General features: G+C 50.3%; 17 protein-coding genes. 6 read left to right on the top strand and 11 right to left on the bottom strand.

Annotated elements, in window-relative coordinates; translation table 11 throughout:
• Positions 1 to 23: 23 nt before the first annotated feature.
• The 10 genes from HYT77_03815 to HYT77_03770 form a co-directional block, all read right to left on the bottom strand.
• Positions 24 to 680: a TVP38/TMEM64 family protein gene (locus HYT77_03815; protein MBI2067118.1), complete on the bottom strand. Its 657-nt coding sequence runs from the start codon at positions 678 to 680 to the stop codon at positions 24 to 26.
• Positions 667 to 1,239 carry a TIGR04282 family arsenosugar biosynthesis glycosyltransferase gene (locus tag HYT77_03810; protein MBI2067117.1) on the bottom strand — a complete coding sequence of 191 codons (573 nt, stop codon included), beginning with the start codon at positions 1,237 to 1,239 and terminating at the stop codon, positions 667 to 669. Before HYT77_03810 ends, HYT77_03815 begins: the two co-directional genes overlap by 14 nt.
• A complete protein-coding gene (locus HYT77_03805) occupies positions 1,239 to 2,282 on the bottom strand; it encodes a methyltransferase domain-containing protein (protein MBI2067116.1) in 1,044 nt (347 codons plus the stop codon). The genes HYT77_03810 and HYT77_03805 overlap by 1 nt, the downstream gene beginning before the upstream one ends.
• 79 nt (positions 2,283 to 2,361) lie before the next feature.
• Positions 2,362 to 3,411 carry an arsenosugar biosynthesis radical SAM protein ArsS gene (gene arsS / locus HYT77_03800; GenBank protein MBI2067115.1) on the bottom strand — a complete coding sequence of 350 codons (1,050 nt, stop codon included), beginning with the start codon at positions 3,409 to 3,411 and terminating at the stop codon, positions 2,362 to 2,364.
• Complete coding sequence (locus HYT77_03795; protein ID MBI2067114.1) at positions 3,408 to 4,070, bottom strand: glycosyltransferase; 663 nt, start codon at positions 4,068 to 4,070, stop codon at positions 3,408 to 3,410. The genes arsS and HYT77_03795 overlap by 4 nt, the downstream gene beginning before the upstream one ends.
• The gene (locus HYT77_03790) at positions 4,067 to 5,566 is read right to left on the bottom strand and encodes a mercuric reductase (GenBank protein MBI2067113.1); all 1,500 of its coding nucleotides are present in this window, start codon (positions 5,564 to 5,566) and stop codon (positions 4,067 to 4,069) included. The genes HYT77_03795 and HYT77_03790 overlap by 4 nt, the downstream gene beginning before the upstream one ends.
• Positions 5,567 to 5,727: 161 nt before the next feature.
• Positions 5,728 to 7,023: a hypothetical protein gene (locus HYT77_03785; GenBank protein ID MBI2067112.1), complete on the bottom strand. Its 1,296-nt coding sequence runs from the start codon at positions 7,021 to 7,023 to the stop codon at positions 5,728 to 5,730.
• A gap of 86 nt (positions 7,024 to 7,109) precedes the next feature.
• Positions 7,110 to 7,598 carry a DoxX family protein gene (locus HYT77_03780; GenBank protein ID MBI2067111.1) on the bottom strand — a complete coding sequence of 163 codons (489 nt, stop codon included), beginning with the start codon at positions 7,596 to 7,598 and terminating at the stop codon, positions 7,110 to 7,112.
• On the bottom strand, positions 7,592 to 8,098 hold the full coding sequence (locus HYT77_03775; GenBank protein MBI2067110.1) for an SPASM domain-containing protein: 507 nt from the start codon (positions 8,096 to 8,098) through the stop codon (positions 7,592 to 7,594). Before HYT77_03775 ends, HYT77_03780 begins: the two co-directional genes overlap by 7 nt.
• Entirely contained in the window at positions 8,076 to 8,702 is a 627-nt protein-coding gene (locus HYT77_03770; protein ID MBI2067109.1) for a radical SAM protein, read from the bottom strand. Before HYT77_03770 ends, HYT77_03775 begins: the two co-directional genes overlap by 23 nt.
• 147 nt (positions 8,703 to 8,849) lie before the next feature.
• Between HYT77_03770 and HYT77_03765 the strand changes: the two genes are divergently transcribed.
• Positions 8,850 to 9,137: a hypothetical protein gene (locus HYT77_03765; GenBank protein ID MBI2067108.1), complete on the top strand. Its 288-nt coding sequence runs from the start codon at positions 8,850 to 8,852 to the stop codon at positions 9,135 to 9,137.
• Positions 9,138 to 9,241: 104 nt separating this feature from the next.
• Here HYT77_03765 and HYT77_03760 read toward each other — a convergent pair whose 3' ends face one another.
• Positions 9,242 to 10,405, bottom strand: coding sequence for an ATP-binding protein (locus HYT77_03760; protein MBI2067107.1), 1,164 nt, complete (start codon positions 10,403 to 10,405; stop codon positions 9,242 to 9,244).
• 88 nt (positions 10,406 to 10,493) lie between these two features.
• Between HYT77_03760 and HYT77_03755 the strand changes: the two genes are divergently transcribed.
• From HYT77_03755 to HYT77_03735, 5 genes are all read left to right on the top strand, one after another.
• On the top strand, positions 10,494 to 11,117 hold the full coding sequence (locus HYT77_03755) for a sigma-70 family RNA polymerase sigma factor (protein MBI2067106.1): 624 nt from the start codon (positions 10,494 to 10,496) through the stop codon (positions 11,115 to 11,117).
• Complete coding sequence (locus HYT77_03750) at positions 11,107 to 11,394, top strand: zf-HC2 domain-containing protein (GenBank protein ID MBI2067105.1); 288 nt, start codon at positions 11,107 to 11,109, stop codon at positions 11,392 to 11,394. Before HYT77_03755 ends, HYT77_03750 begins: the two co-directional genes overlap by 11 nt.
• Positions 11,395 to 11,467: 73 nt before the next feature.
• Positions 11,468 to 12,580, top strand: a complete 1,113-nt coding sequence (locus tag HYT77_03745) for an ATP-binding protein (GenBank protein MBI2067104.1) — start codon at positions 11,468 to 11,470, stop codon at positions 12,578 to 12,580.
• Between the two features lie 269 nt (positions 12,581 to 12,849).
• A complete protein-coding gene (locus HYT77_03740) occupies positions 12,850 to 13,194 on the top strand; it encodes an arsenate reductase ArsC (GenBank protein MBI2067103.1) in 345 nt (114 codons plus the stop codon).
• On the top strand, positions 13,184 to 14,796 hold a 1,613-nt coding region (locus HYT77_03735), incomplete at its 3' end, for a glycoside hydrolase family 15 protein (GenBank protein MBI2067102.1). The genes HYT77_03740 and HYT77_03735, both read left to right, overlap by 11 nt.

The raw sequence follows: 14,796 nt of genomic DNA, 5'->3' as shown, positions 1-14,796 counted from the left end.
AGCCGTAGGGAGCATTCATCGGCTCACTTCCTGAATTGTTTATAAATCACCGGAATGAGGGACAACAGTACGAACAGAACCGTTGAAAGTATCAAGTGGAACGTTGCTTCCTCTTTGGCCCCTGTGGTCCTACTCAAAAGGGATGAGGCGAAGTAGGTATAGACGAAGGTGCCGGGGATCATCCCCAACAATGAAGCAACCGCGTAATCAGTGAATCGGACCTTGGAAAGACCGGCACCGAAGTTGATTCCATTGAAAGGGAAAAGAGGGACGAGGCGAAGATAAAAGATCAGGCGAAACCCGTGGCTCGCCGCTTGTTCATCGAACTCCTTCCATTTTCCTTTCAGAAAACGGGAGACAAAATCCCGTCCCAAGTATCGCGCCCCGAAGAAACCGGCACCGGCGGCAAGGTTTGAGGCAATCACGTTGTAGAAAAATCCGGGGAGGACCCCATACAGGGCACCGATGGCTAAAGTCAGGGCCGATCCGGGAAGACCAAACAACCCCCCGATGCCATAGAAAAGAATGAGGACGACCGGCATCCACCAAACTCCATGTGTCGAGTGGGTTAAGGCGACGAGACGAGCTGGCGTCATGACTTGTCGAAGTGGTGTGAAAAAATAGGCAGCCAACCCACCCACCAAGATCAACAGAAAAAGAAGTGGCTTAAAATTCTTCATCGAGATCCGAGAGTGTTTTGAACAGTTCAACCTTGAGGCGGTCCCTCTTGGCCTTTTCAAGAGTCTCATCAAGGACCTTCTCCGTACTCCAGGGGATCCCCTCAAAAAGAAAGGGATGCGTCTTCTTCATCCCGATCAAATAATAACCTCCGTCCTTGGCCGGGCCGAGGACAAGATCAGCCTTATCCAGACGATCAAAGGCCTCACATAAAAGAGATCGGTTGATCTCGATGCAATCGGTGCCGATCAACACCGCTCGATTCGAACCCTTTGCCAACGACTCTTGAAAAGCGGCTGACATTCGTTGTCCCAAATCCCCACCTCCTTGTCGCCTCAAATCGAGTGAAGGAAACCATTTTCTAAAATCGTTTTCCCTTTCGGGAGGATCAAAACAGAGAGCCCGTTGGTACTCACCATTCAAGGGAAGACTCTTTTGCATAACCATCTCGACCATGCCCCGATAACGGAGGGCCGCTTTTACAGGACCGACAGTTCGCGCAAGTCGCGTCTTGACCCGTCCCGGTTCGGGATATTTGGCAAAGATGAGAAGTTCGTTCATCAGCAACATCCCCCTGACGAAACTCTTTCCCTGTCGGTGGCCGTTGTACCACCGCAATCAAAAAGTCCATAGTGAGTCGAGAGATCGCCGGTTACTTTGAAGTGCGAGGCAACCCTTGTCTGTTGAAGCATTGCCGCTGTATTGCTACAGACTGGAACCGAGCGCCCTTTTTCAAACAGGTGGTGGTCATCAAGAAAGAAGGCATGAGGTGATTCCGGAATCGTTCCCAAGTAAGTAGCGATCTGTCCGTAATCCTCACATCGGTCTTCGAGTTTCAGCTTGAACGCCCGGATCGTCATCGACCAGAAGTCGATCATCCCCGCTTTTGCCTCGACCTCCGGATTTTTCAATTCAATTTTGGAACGGGAGGTAACACGATAATCGTGGCATCCAACCTCAAGAAGCAATCGGCGAAAGTCTTCGAGGTAAAGCGCGCCGCCGAGACATTCGCCCAGGAGGACTGGATCTTCCGACAATTCCCTCGGCATCCGGCGCCCGGTAAAAATATCGGCGAAATAGAGTTCCCCGCCCGGTTTCAAAATGCGGAAGATTTCGGAGAAGACGCGCCGCTTGTCGGGCGAGAGGTTGATGACACAGTTGGAAACGATCAGATCAACTGAATGATTTGCAATCCCCAATGATTCAAGATCCTCAATATACCCTTTCAAAAAACGGACGTTCGGTTTCGAAAATCCAAACTGTTTCATTTGAAAGGGGAGATGGTGTTGCGCCACTTCCAGTTGTTCATCGGTCATATCAACACCGATGACCTGACCTTCTGGACCGACCAACTTGGAAAGGATATAGGAATCGCGTCCCGTTCCGCACCCAAGGTCCAAAACCGTCAGCCCCGCCAATACTGATGGGATGGGTGAGCCACAGCCGTAACATTTTTCAATAATCTCCGGATGGATCATCTTTACAATCTCACGGAGATGAGCCGGGAAACTATCGGTGCCGCAACAGGCGTTGGTCTTGAGGTCTTTCTTTCCCCTGAGGACCTTGCCATAATAATTTTTCACGTCTTCTCTAGGGGCTCGCATCGCCCCCTCCACCCCGCCTTGGCAACGGCGGGTTGGAGCCTCCCCCTCAACGCCGCTTTGCGGCTGGTTTTCGCTAAGACTATTTATCATTACGATATCCTCCTTTCTTCACAAGTGAACCGGAACACGAACTTCCAGCTCCTGCGGTGCAACCGTAGCAATGATTGGCAAACGCAATCGACTCTGAGACCAATTCATCAAGCGACTCAATCTCCCAGATTGTTCGCCTCTTTCCACCCAGCGGAATCTCCAACATCTGATTAAAATCACAATCGTAGATTTTTCCGTCCCAGCCTATGGAAACAAGATTACGGCACATCACACGACCGACTGCCTCCTGGTTGAAATGGGTAGCGAGAAGGTCTGCGTATTGGTCTAACTCACCTCGGCGTTCCAAATAATCGTGAAATCTCTTGATTGGCATGTTGGTGATGGTCAACAGGTGATTAAACTCAATTCCAAAGAGTTCTTTCAGCTCTTTTTTGTAATCGGCCTCCAACTCCGATTGAGGTGGCGGCAGGAAGGGACCGACCGGATTGTAAACAAGGTCGAGGAGAAGACCGGTCCCTTCCTTTCCGTATCCCAATTCATTCAGGAACCGAAGTGCCCGGATGCTTTTATCAAAGACCCCGCGACCCCGTTGTGCCTCGACGTTTTCCTTGGAATAGCAGGGGAGCGAGGCAACGATCTGCACCCGGTGTTCTTTCAGAAAATAGGGGGTCTCCTCTTGTCCCTTTTGAAAGAGGACAGTCAAATTACACCGGTCAATTACAGGGGCTTGCGTCGCCCCCTCCACCGGCAAAGCCGGATGGAGACTCCCCCTCAACGCCGCTTTGCGGCTGGTTAGAATCTTGCTGGATTCTTCGACCAAGTAGCGGAAGTTCGGGTTGAGTTCTGGCGCCCCGCCGGTCAGATCAACGGTCTGAACAGCAGGTGACTTCTTCAAAAGTTCCATGAGCCGCTCGACAGTCTTCCGTTCCATAATCTCCTTGCGTTTTGGCCCCGCCTCCACATGGCAGTGGAGACAAGCGAGATCACACAGCTTGCCGACGTTGATCTGCAAAATCTCGGTCTTCTGTCGTGTCAGACTGAGACGATGCCGTTTCAATGTATCTTGGAACGGGGTCATGAGAAAAACCTCCTCCGGAAGGTGTGCAAACGCTCCAACGAGACACCCGATTTCCATAGAATCATTGTCGCCAAATTCACGACTGTCGTCTTGAGATATCCATGGCGCTCCCAACGACGGACGCTTGTGATTGCCGGTTTTGAACAGAAAAAGAGTTTTCCCTGTTTCTTCATCTTTTGGATAAACAAAACATCTTCCAAGAGAGGAACCTCCGGGTAACCTCCCATCGCTTCGAAGCGTGACCTTCGAATGAAGATCGCCTGGTCACCGTAAGGGAGATGGAAAATTTGTTGCCGGAGTAAAACCCCTAATTCAAGAAGGCGCGCCTTGGGAGATTGGGTATCGAGAGTGAACCGAAAGACGCCTCCGACGAAGGAAGGATCCTCTTTTAGTCTTTGATAAGTTATCCACAGATCCTTGGGATGAATTAAGGTGTCAACGTGAAGAAAAACAAGCAGTTGACCACGTGCCTGGCACGCGCCAAGGTTCATCTGATAGGCGCGGTTGGCTACACCGACCTTTTCTGCTTCAACCACGATGACCTCGATTCGTGGGTCCCCTTGGAGTTGAGTGAGATTTTTAACCAAATGCCGATCCTCTTGATGAACAGGGACAATAACGCTGACTAATGGAATGTGGTGAGCTTGTCGAACCATCATCCGAATCTCCATCGGAAATATCTTTCCAGCCACTTTTTGTAACGAGGCGTGAGTCTCGTTCTCTGATACGCATCGCCAACGCGCTTTGAAATTTCGGCAAGTGTCGGATAGACATGGATCATCGAGGCGACTTTTTTCAGTCCGATCCTTTGATGCATCGCCAACGCGAGTTCGTGAAGCAGATCCCCGGCGTGGGGTCCAACAATCGTCACCCCCAATAATTGATCCGAGCTTTTTTGGGTCAAGACCTTGATGAATCCCTCGTCCTCACGGTCACAGACGGCACGATCCAAATCTTTGAAGGAATAAGAATAAATGTCATGGTGGAGACCTTTTTCCTTGGCTTCTTTTTCGTTCAAGCCAACCCGCGCCACCTCCGGATCGGTGAAGGTGCACCACGGAACGACCCGGTAGTCGATCTTTGATCTGCCGGGAAAGAGTGCATTTCGTAAGATCAGCCGCGCCTGAAAGTCGGCGGTGTGGGTGAATTGATAAGGACCGACGACATCGCCACAGGCATAGATATGTTTGGCGGATGTTCGGAGGTAATCGTCCACCGCGATTCCTTTTCTGGAGAATCTTATTCCCGCCTTTTCCAAATCGAGGTTGTTCACGTTTGGGGCACGGCCGACCGCGACAAGAATCTGGTCAAATGGGATTCGTTTTTCCTTCTCGCCTTCTTGTGCCATCAGTTCAAAGGACTCACCCGATTTCTTGATGCTTCGACTGCGCTCAGCATCAACTCTGAGCAGAGTCGAAGGGTTGATTTCAACCGCCTTGTGACCGGTCAAGACCTCGATTCCTTCTTTTATAAAGCGTTCTTTGATGGCTTGTGAAACCTCCGCATCCTCCCGGATGAGAAGGGAGTCCAACATTTCAACGACAGTGACCCTCGATCCAAGTCGGGCGAAGACTTGAGTCAGCTCAGCACCAATCGGGCCTCCACCCAAGACCACTAACCGTTTTGGAATTTCCTTGAGGCTCCAAACATTATCGCTTGTGAGAATCGAGATTTCTTTGATCCCCTTGATCGGTGGCACAAAGGGAGAGGCACCGGTCGCAATGACAAATCGTTTTGCCGATAAGGTAACAGTTCCATCGGTGATCTCGTACGGAGAGATGAATCGAAAGGTCCCAAAGTGGAGATCGACTCCCAATTTTCGGAACCGGTCGGGTGAGTCATGCGGCTCCAATTTTCCCTGAACCGATTGGACCGATTTAATGATTTGGGAAAGATCAACCCTGAGCGGCGTTGAAGGGTTGATATCGGCGTTAAGATCGGAAAGACCAAACCGACTTCCGGTTTTCGCATCATAAATCAGTTTCGCCGTTCGGATAATCGCCTTCGAGGGGACACAACCGGTGTTGAGGCAATCACCCCCCATTTTGTGCTTCTCGACCAATGCAACCTTGGCCCCAAGTCCTGCCGCCCCAGCCGCCGCAACGAGTCCCCCCGACCCGGCGCCGATAACGATCAAATGATAGTGTTTACTCATATGGGGAATCTGGTTCTTTACGTGGCACAGGTCCGATCCTGATCTTTATAAGTCCCCCTTTTTTACCCTGAGCGAGGCCCGTTGAGGGCCAAGTCGAAGGGTTTTTGGTTTCTATACGCTTTGATGCCGTGGAAACGAAAAGGTCTTCAAATCTGGCTGATTCAATAGAGCAGCACGTTTAAGAGGTTATCCCGAAACGTGATGTCTCCCGGCATCTCTTCATGATCGCGGCAAAGAAAGACAAACGCCTCAATCGGAAAGTACCCCGTCTGCTTCTGTTCCGGATCAAGCGTCGTCCTCGCCAGGACCGAGGCCTTGGTGACCCTTCCGTCTCCCGGCTCCAACATCAATCGCTCGTAATCAACACCCTCAATCTGGCGGACGACTTCGTCAGGCCGGAGCCGGATCATGACCCTTCCATGAACCGTTTCCATCAGGCACCGGGCCGGTGTCTGATGACAGTCCCCTCCAAAGACGATATAATGTGTGGGTGATTTTCCGACAGGAATTGAGAGATAATGATGAAACCACCGGGCTCGGACCAACGATTGGGTCATCAGGCGTTCGAGAGATAGAAGATAGCGATTGGCATCTTCCGGATGGTGAAATTTTTCGCCGATGCGACGCCGGATCTTCGGGTCAAAAATCCACCAGGAGCCTTTTTCCCATGTCTCGATGTTGTAGAGGTCCATGCTGATCTTTTGACCGTACTCATCGACCATCCAGTCGCGATCCGGATGTGGCAGGAGCTGGTAGGTGCTCGGGAAAGTCGCGAGTGTCTCCGGCTGTATTGTCCCGAAGGGGCTGATCCGATACCCCATCATCGCCACCTGAAGGGCGGTGACCGATCCGAAGTTGGGCGGCGTGATCAGGACCGCCTTGCGGACCTTTGCGGCACCCGCCTGAGTGACGACGGCGTTTTCCCGGTTGAGCACATCTTCTCCCCCAAAACGGAGGTAGTAGCGTGCCACGAGGGCACCGGCGCTATGGGCCACGATGTCGACCTTGAGGTGCGTGTCTCCAGCGCGACGCCGGATGCTCTCAATCAAACGGTCAAGCTCCGCGGCCGCCTCGGTGAAATCCCTCCTCCAATCCCAGGAGAAAAGGTAGCAATCGGTCTCCGGTCTCGGTCGGTCGGCCGGCGCGCAATGGTAACCACCCGGTCCTTCGAGGGTCTTGATAATTTCCCCGTAAAAGTCGTGCCCCACCGCCTCGAAAAAGAGACCGGCCGGCTGCATGGAATCGCGGTTTTTATGAACGTCTTCGGAGGTTACCGGGATCGCCAGATCGTTGAAGTGGCGACCCGTCATCAGGTTAAAGAACCCGCCGGGCCAGACCTCTTTCCCGCTCTTCTTATTGACCAGACGGGACCCGAAGACACCCGGGATCAGGATCACAGGGTAATGTTTCCTTCGGGCAAGATCCCCATAGAGTCGATTCAAATTTGGTCGTGTCACCGCGCAGGAGACAAGGGTCATCAATACCAGTAGGCAAAAAATAAGGAAAATAAAGTTTCTGCAAAGCCGTCGAGACTCCATTGGAATCAACCTTTATCCTCCGCGCAGGAGTAGGATTTTGAGAAAAATCTTCCGATGAGCCTGTCGACGGAGAAGGTACCCGCTCCGAAGAAGAGGACCGTCAGGACCGTGATCAGAAACGGAAACGGTGTCGCCTTCACAAACGCCTCCGTATCGGAGAAGAATGAGAAAAAGGCGGCCTGATCGGCGGTCAGATAGGCGACGAACATCGTGATCGCCAAAGGGATCGTGATGATCCGGGATCCGAGCCCCAAAATCAAAAAGAGGCCACCCAAAAATTCCGTCAGGCCGACCAGATAGACGTTGAAGGTCGGAAACGGTATCCCGAGTCCTTGAAAGAATTCGATCACCGGACCGGGATTCGCGAGCTTCCCTTTGCCCGTAACCAAAAACTGCCACCCCCAGTTGATTCTTGTGAGTAGAAGAAAGAAGCTTGCCAATATCCCCGTGCAGAGCAACCATTTTTCGTAGATGGCTTTAAGTTTGGTCAACATAAATCCTCCTTGAGGTCGCCCTCATTGTAAAGTTTTTTGATCAATTCGAGTGAATCATTCCTCTCCTCGTTGGTGATTTGAAGCGTCTCCTGGGCCTCCCCAATAGTCATCTGCCGGTTCTTCAATAACAGATTCAGAAATCTTGCTGTCTTTATTGTCTCTACTGTCGATCTTTTCCCAATCTTGAAGAAAAGTTCGGGGTCGATCCCCTCTTCTGCAAACCGCGCATAGATCTCCTTCTTGATCCGGCAATCGACCGATTTCCCTTCCTCCCGTGTGAGCGGACAGCCGCTGTGACAAATCGAAAGGTAGGGACAGGACTGACACTCCGGATCGACAGGCCGTGATCCGTAGAGGCTCTGCCTCTTGGACACTACCGTTTCAAACGGCTCCTCGAACCAGTTCGCAAAGACCCCGGTCTCGAGGTAGTTCTTGTTGCACGAGTAGCAGTTTCCATCGATGTCGAATTCATAAAATTCACATTCGTTGCCGTCCTGGATGCAGAGGTCCGGCTGGAACGCCGGTTAGCCCAAATCCATGCTCACCAAGCTTAAAGGTGATGCTGTGGACAAGCGGTCTCATGTATTCCACCCAGAGCCCAAATTCCTTCAGGTGTTTGAGGGTCAAGCTCGTGACGACTGCCAGGAGCCCTGTCTGAAAATTCCGGGCGCGGAGTTCCATGATGTTCCGAAAGACGAGATCCCACGTGTCGTTTCTTTGTGGATTATGGATCACGGCGCTGCCGTCCATGCTGATCCCGATAAAGAATTTTGCGGGATCCTGTATTACCCCCAGCAAGTCATCCAGATATTTCGGTGTAAAATGGGTCCCGTTGGACTGGATTCGAACATCGTTGTCAGTTGGTTTCGCAAAGAGATTTACGATTTGGCCCAGCGTCCTGGCTGTGAGGATCGTCGGTTCAGCCCCATGCAGTGTGACGCTCTCGAGCGGGAGTTTTTCTGTCCCTGCTTTCTCAACAAATCTCTCCGCAGCCGACAGCGCCCGTCGATCGTAGTCGTCCTGGTGGCTCTTGTTATATTCCGAGACATAACAATAGCTGCACCGGAGATTACAAACCTTGCTGACGGCAAAATAACAATGCATGGTGGCCTCTCAAGACGATTAGATGACTCTTCTCAATAAAAGTTTCTTCGGAAAGTTCCGATATGATATTGATCATATGGATTTTTGATTCACTCCATGAGACTTTTCGTCGGTCTCGTCATCTAACCCTGTCAAAAGGAGGAAAAAATGGACAAGAAAAAGCTAATCACCAGTCTCACACTCGCCGGTTTTCTGGCGACGACATTCGCCCCGGGGATAGGAAGCCTTGCCTTTGCCGGGGATGAACCTGCCAAGCAGGAGAAGAAAGAGGAGAAGGGGAAGGGAGGATCGTGCGCCGGTGGTTCCTGTGGCGCCATGAAGGACAAGAAGAAGGAGGAGGCGAAGGAAGGCTCCTGCAGTGGGATGAAGGATAAGAAAAAGAAGGGCGAAAAGGAGGAGGGAAAGAAAGGTTCCTGCACCGCGATGAAGGAATAGTTCCCTGATCCCGATTAAGTAAAAGCCCTCGGACCATTATCCGAGGGCTTTTTCATTGCAAGAACCCGAGAACGAAAAGGTCTCTCCGGGCGGGAGAATCTTTCTTACGCGTCACTTACGATACGATCGATCGCCTCAGCCCATGGACAGGCTGAAACAGTTGAGAAACGCTTTTGATCCGGATCATTCGAGATTAAATATTGTTTGGGTGATTTAAAATCACTCCCCAGTGTCAGAAGTCCCTTTGCGTGACGTTCGTCTACCCTGTTCGCGGACTTGATTTCTACCAATGTTGGAGCCAATTTTCCACGTTCGATAATCAAATCGATCTCCAGGTCTTCCTTGACCCGCAAGTAGGACAGCTTAAATTGCTTGCCTTGGTAGGTGAGGCGACGATGAATCTCATTGATAATAAATGCCTCAAACAATTGTCCGTATTCAAAGCTCCGTGGGACCAAATCGTAATCAACCTGTCCGGCCAAAGCTCGCGCAACACCCGTGTCAAACAGATAAAATTTTGAAGCTTTTTTTTGCTGTTTTCGGATGGACGTGTGGTAGGCGGGAAGTCTGATTCCGAGCAGGGTATCCTCTAATATATCGTAATACCCGCTCACGGTTTTCGGATCGGAATGAATATCCCGCGCGATATTGGAATAACTGATAACGCCGGTATTCATTTGGGCCGCAACGTCCAGAAAACGGCGAAACGGCGGCAGATTGCGAACAATTTGTTCCGTCATTATCTCTTCCTTGAGATAGGTCTTGGAGTAAGCCTTTAAGAAGCTCGCTTTATCCGATTCATTTTCGAAATTAAAAATCTCCGGAAGTGTTCCGAACTTCAGCGCTTCATCAAGAGAAAATCGGGCTTGCAGCTCAGTCACCGTCAGTGGAAACAAATGGTAAATAAAGGCCCTTCCGGCCAAAAGATTCGCCGCGCCCCGTTTCAGTTTTCTGGCGCTTGAACCGGTCAGGGCAAATTTGAACCGTTTTTCTTTGATAAACTTATGCACCAGGTCCAACAACGGGGGCGCCTTTTGGACTTCATCAATCACCACCCAGGCCCTTTTACCCGCGTAGGGGGCGAGACGGTTCAGCAGATTATTGGGATAGCTTGCCAGTTCGTTGGCAAGTTCAAAATCCAGCAAATTCAACACCACACTTTCTTCGGGCTCGAAAAAACGATCTAAGAGGGTCGATTTTCCGGTTCCTCTTGGTCCGAACAAAAAAAAAGAGTGCGATTTCGATAGGTTGATTGATCTTTGGAACACGACCCAAATACTACGTTGTTTTTTGGGTCATAGTCAAGAGGGGTTTTGTCTTCCCATTCCTTGAGATTTTGCTAGATTTGCAGCCCCTGTGGAAACTCTTCCAAAATCGCGAGATTTTCAGCCAGCCGCCGCATCTAATCTCAGTGAGAAGGAACTGATTCAGGGCCTCCGCGAGAAGGCCGATTGGGCCTTTCGTGAATTGATCTCCCGCTGGTCGGATAAACTGTACAGGCTTTCACTCCGGTTCGTGAAACGCCCCGAAGAAGCCCAAGAGATTGTTCAGGAGGTGTTACTCAAGGTGGTGGAAAAGATCGACACGTTTGAAGGCTCGTCTTCATTATATACCTGGCTCTATCGGGTCACCGTGAACGAGTCGTTGATGAGGCTTCGGCCCGATAAAGGGAAGAAGACGGTTTCGTGGGAGGAGGTCTTGCCAAAATACGAAAGCGGTATCCATCTGGAAAATTTCTCAGACTGGTCAAAGCTCCCGGATGAGAAATTTGTCGAGAAGGAGTTTCAACAATTTGTCCAGGAGTCGATCGAGCTTCTGCCCGATGACTTAAAGACCGCCTATCTCTTGAAGGATGTCGAGCAACTGCCGGAAGAGGAGGTCTGCAAGATTTTGGAACTGACCAAACCGGCGATGAAAAATCGAGTGCATCGGGCGCGATTGTTTTTAAGGAAAAGGATTGAGGAAAGATATGTCCATTAAGCACAAAATGATCCGGGCCATGTTTGGCCTCATGGGGCTACCTACCTGTGAAGAGGTCGAGCAGTTCGCCTACGACTTTTTGGAAGGGTCCTTGGATTCATCGACCATGAAGGCAGTAGAACGTCACCTCAAGGCTTGTAAAAACTGTCAGCGTTTCATCGCGGCCTATCGCAAGACGGCGGCGTTGGTAAAGACGTTTCAGAGGCCGATGCTCGATCCGGAATTCAAAGAAAAACTGTTTGAGTTTCTGGTTCAGAAGGCAGGGGAGAGGGTGTGAGGCAAGTTATTTACTTATAAATATATAAGTAAACATAATTGACTTTATATATATATTACTATATAAAATAACTGTGGCCAAGTTGTTTAAATTCGACGTGATTTTGGATTCGGAGGATCTTTGTGACCGCCAAAAGGAGATCAAGCGGGTCCTCTCTGTCATGGAGCGTCAGGGTCGCTTGGTCCTTTATAGTATTCGGCGCATGGGAAAGACCTCTCTCGTGCATGTTTGTAGTCAGAGGAGGCGAGCTGTTCAACCAAATGCCTTCCATCTCTATGTTGACCTGAATGAGACAAGTTCACTCGAAGAGGTGGCGCAGAGATTTCATACTCACAGCGATCTGGCGTTCAAAAAACAGTTTCCTGCCCAGAAGGTCAAAGGCTTGTTCAATGACCTCCTGGCCCGGCTGAAGATCAACCTTCCCGGTGGCGTTGAATTATCAATGGAAAAAATGGCCTTTCATCATCCCGAAACTTATTTAATACAACTGTTTCACAAATTGGCGGAGATCTCCGAAAAAAACGAATTGGTTCTCATCATTGATGAATTCCAGGCTATTGCCGAACTTAAAAAAGTCCAGGCCTTTCTTCGCAGAGAATTCCAGCAGCTCTCCAAGGCGGCGATTCTTCTCATGGGGAGCAATCAAAGACTGCTCTATAAAATCTTCAATGACAAGAAACTCCCATTTTTTAGTTTTGGGGAAGACATGGAATTAAAACCAATCCCCGTCGAAGACTATCTGCCTTATCTGAACGAGCGATTTGCGGCCTCGAACATTTTGATCCAGAAAAAGGAGGCGCAATATATGTTGGATCTCATGAATAATGTCCCAAACTACGTTAATGAACTAGGGGCCTGGATTGTGGAGAATTTTTCAAATCTGGAAATCACCCAAGGCCACATCGACAGCGCCTTTGAATCGGCTGTGGAATCAAAGCGGGGCCGCTATTTCTCTGCCCTGTATGGTTACAGTTCATTGCAAAAAAAATTCATTGGGGCAGTCGCGAAAATAGGGCCGGTTAAAAAATACTCCGGCAGTGATATGCAGGAAGAGTCGGGGTTACCGGCTTCCGAACTGGCCCGTATCAAGAAAGAACTGGAAGACTGCCCCCTCCTCTCCCTTGATACTGAAAATCACCTTTTCATTATTGATCCCTTTTTAAGAAAATTTTTGGAGATCATGTGAAGAAAAGAATCGGACATATGAAAAAAAACAGAAAAAATGAGTTATAAATTTCCCCCTTTAACTTCGCCAGAAAATCCTCGCTCCGTTTGTCGAGTTTGTCTGTGGGGCGCGGTTCGATCGCAAAACTTTGGATCACATTCATTCTATCAAATCGCTTAAGGTGATTCGCACGACCTACTTGAAGGCGGATACCTATTTGCTGATTGAAGGAGAGAAAATATGAGCGAATCTAACTTGACAGCATGGGAGGGCAAAATACACTTGCCCCGGTGAAAATTCTCTTTGTTTGTGAATACAATGCTTGTCGGAGTCAAATGGCGGAGGGGCTGGCCCGTGCGTTCCTTCCGGGAAGTTTTTCAATAACAAGCGCCGGTCTTTATCCTGGTGAGTTGAATCGAATTACCATTGAGGTCATGAGGGAGATCGGGATCGACATCTCAAGTCAGAAGTCCAAGATGCTTGCGGAAGTGTGTGAGATGTATTTTGATCGGGTGATTGTCCTTGCCAAACCGGCATGGGGGGCCACTTCAATACTCAAAACAGATAAAAAAATCCTCTGGCCCTTGGAGGACCCCGTGGCCATTCCCGGCGAAGAAGAGTGGCTTGAGCATTGAATGGTGCTGCCTCCCCAAGTTCGACAGCCCCTCCGCCTTCGCCAGGATACTGGACGCCCAAGGGGGTCATTTCCAGGTCTCTCTTGCCGGCGCCGCAAGAATTTCGCAGGTCTACCTGCCCCAAACCAACATCCTTCAAACGGAATTCGATGACGGGGAAAACGCCTTTGCTTTGCTTGATTTCATGCCTCGCTACCGAGAAGGGACGGACTACCGGAGGCCCGTCGAGATCATCAGGATTTTGAAACCACTGCGCGGTCGGTCTCTTCTCAAGGTTTCATTTCAACCCAAAATGAACTACGCCCAAGGCGAGACGTCCGTCCGAAAAAGACAGGCGGTCATCACCGCCTCCAACGGCCTCGAAAGCCTCTTTCTCTACTCAAGCCTCCCTCTGAACGGCGTCCTGACAGAGAGCCCCCTCCCACTTGAGCGGGAAGAATACCTTCTCCTAACCTACCACGAAAAGATCGAGGCCCCCACACTCGTCTATGCCCATGAGATGTTTGAAAAGACAAAAGGCTACTGGGAAACCTGGTCGGGCCATTGCCGATTACCGAACCTCTATTCCGAGACAGTCCTCCGGTCGGCACTCACCCTGAAACTGATGACCTATGAGGAAACCGGTGCGATCATTGCGGCACCGACGACCTCCCTTCCGGAGGTCATCGGAGAGGGAAGAAACTGGGACTACCGCTACTGTTGGCTCCGTGACGCCTCCCTCATGTTGGAGGCCTTGAAGAGTATCGGCCACTTCGAGGAGGCACGGGCTTTTATTCATTTTCTCCTGCACCTCTTTGAGAGCAAGCAGACCAAGGTTCAGATCGTTTATGGAATCGGTGGGAGGGCCGATCTCGAGGAAAAAATCCTAAGCCATTTCAAGGGATATAAAAACTCCAGCCCGGTTCGGATCGGCAACAACGCCTGTCATACGCAACAAAACGATATCTTCGGTGAGATCGTAAACACACTCTATCTCTACTACCTTCACTACGAATTTGAAAAGATGCCGGATGAAGTCTGGTCGCTTGTCAAATTCCTCGTCAATACGATCGCGAGGGACTGGCATACGGAAGACGCCGGGATTTGGGAGTTCCGGCATCGGAAGGCACATTTTACTTTTTCAAAAACCCTTTCCTGGGTTGCTCTTGATCGGGGGATCAAAATCGCTCAGAGGTTGGGAAAGGATTACGCTGTTTCCAATTGGAAGGCGATCGCCGACCAGATCCGGGGAGAGATTGAGGAAAAGGGATGGAACAGGTCCGTCGGAAGTTTTACGCAATCTTATGGTTCTGAACATCTGGATGTCGGCCTGTTGCTGATGGAGAGGTACGGTTTTCTGAAAAAGGACGATCCCCGCTGGATTGCCACAGTCCGCCAGTGCGAACAATCGCTGATGCAGAACGGTTTCGCCTTCCGCTACACCAACGCCGACGATTTCGGGAAACCGAAAAACGCCTTTATTCTCGCCTCCCTTTGGCTCGCCAAGGCGCTTTATACGATCGGCGAAAAGGACCGAAGCCGCCTCCTTTTTGAAAATATCCTTTCGCACGCCAACCATTTGGGGTTACTCTCCGAAGATATCGATGTAGAAACGGGCGAGCT

The sequence above is a fragment of the Deltaproteobacteria bacterium genome (assembly GCA_016180855.1).
Taxonomy (GTDB): Bacteria; UBA10199; UBA10199; order JACPAL01; family JACPAL01; genus JACPAL01.
This window is presented reverse-complemented; position numbering and strand designations above follow the sequence as displayed.

Excerpts from the sequence above, each read along its gene's own strand:
- arsS (MBI2067115.1), bottom strand. The coding sequence starts at position 3,411 with ATGACCCCGTTCCAAGATACATTGAAACGGCATCGTCTCAGTCTGACA.
- HYT77_03770 (MBI2067109.1), bottom strand. The coding sequence starts at position 8,702 with ATGCATTGTTATTTTGCCGTCAGCAAGGTTTGTAATCTCCGGTGCAGC.
- HYT77_03805 (MBI2067116.1), bottom strand. The coding sequence starts at position 2,282 with ATGCGAGCCCCTAGAGAAGACGTGAAAAATTATTATGGCAAGGTCCTC.
- HYT77_03795 (MBI2067114.1), bottom strand. The coding sequence starts at position 4,070 with ATGATGGTTCGACAAGCTCACCACATTCCATTAGTCAGCGTTATTGTC.
- HYT77_03810 (MBI2067117.1), bottom strand. The coding sequence starts at position 1,239 with ATGAACGAACTTCTCATCTTTGCCAAATATCCCGAACCGGGACGGGTC.
- HYT77_03790 (MBI2067113.1), bottom strand. The coding sequence starts at position 5,566 with ATGAGTAAACACTATCATTTGATCGTTATCGGCGCCGGGTCGGGGGGA.
- HYT77_03815 (MBI2067118.1), bottom strand. The coding sequence starts at position 680 with ATGAAGAATTTTAAGCCACTTCTTTTTCTGTTGATCTTGGTGGGTGGG.
- HYT77_03780 (MBI2067111.1), bottom strand. The coding sequence starts at position 7,598 with ATGTTGACCAAACTTAAAGCCATCTACGAAAAATGGTTGCTCTGCACG.
- HYT77_03750 (MBI2067105.1), top strand. The coding sequence starts at position 11,107 with ATGTCCATTAAGCACAAAATGATCCGGGCCATGTTTGGCCTCATGGGG.
- HYT77_03765 (MBI2067108.1), top strand. The coding sequence starts at position 8,850 with ATGGACAAGAAAAAGCTAATCACCAGTCTCACACTCGCCGGTTTTCTG.